This window comes from Roseateles sp. P5_E1 (genome assembly GCF_054049335.1).
Map to the genome: position 1 here is coordinate 1 of NZ_JBFUMN010000429.1, position 536 is coordinate 536.

1 pseudogene is annotated in these 536 nt (G+C 67.1%); it reads right to left on the reverse strand.

Annotation, left to right across the window (positions count from 1 at the left end):
* Positions 1–182: 182 nt before the first annotated feature.
* Positions 183–536: pseudogene (locus tag ACXJKJ_RS31915) on the reverse strand (hypothetical protein); the annotation flags it as partial.

The window sequence follows — 536 nt, forward strand, 5'->3', positions numbered from 1 at the left end:
CGCTGGTGCTGGGCTGGGCACTCGGCTGGCGTCCGCACTGGATGCAGCCGTTGATATCCCTGTTGATGAAGCCTGCCTTCTGGCTGACCCTGTTGCCGCTGTACTGGATCGCGCGCAACCTGCCGTGGGTTCCGTTTACCTGGCTCGCACCGGGCTRATCGCCCCAGCGTCGTGACGACCGCTCAGGTCACCCAGCCGGCAATCACCAGCAGCGCCAGCGCGGCCATCCACAGCAACAGCATCCGCCACACCAGGCTCATCGCATCGCGCAGTTCCGGCAGGCGGCGCCACACCGGCACCATGCCCGCATCGCTGTAATCGTGCGCGTCTTCGCGCAGCTCCGCGCTCACGCTGGCACGCGCCACCGCACCCAGAAACACCGTCGAGCCCGCCCACTGGTTGCCGTGCGCCTGTCGCCACGCCTTGTAGGCCGTATCGAAATTGCCCACCAACGCCATCGACAGCGACATCAGCTGCGCCACCGGCCATTCCAGCCAGCCCAGTACGATGCGCGCCCCGGCCATGCAGTCCACTGT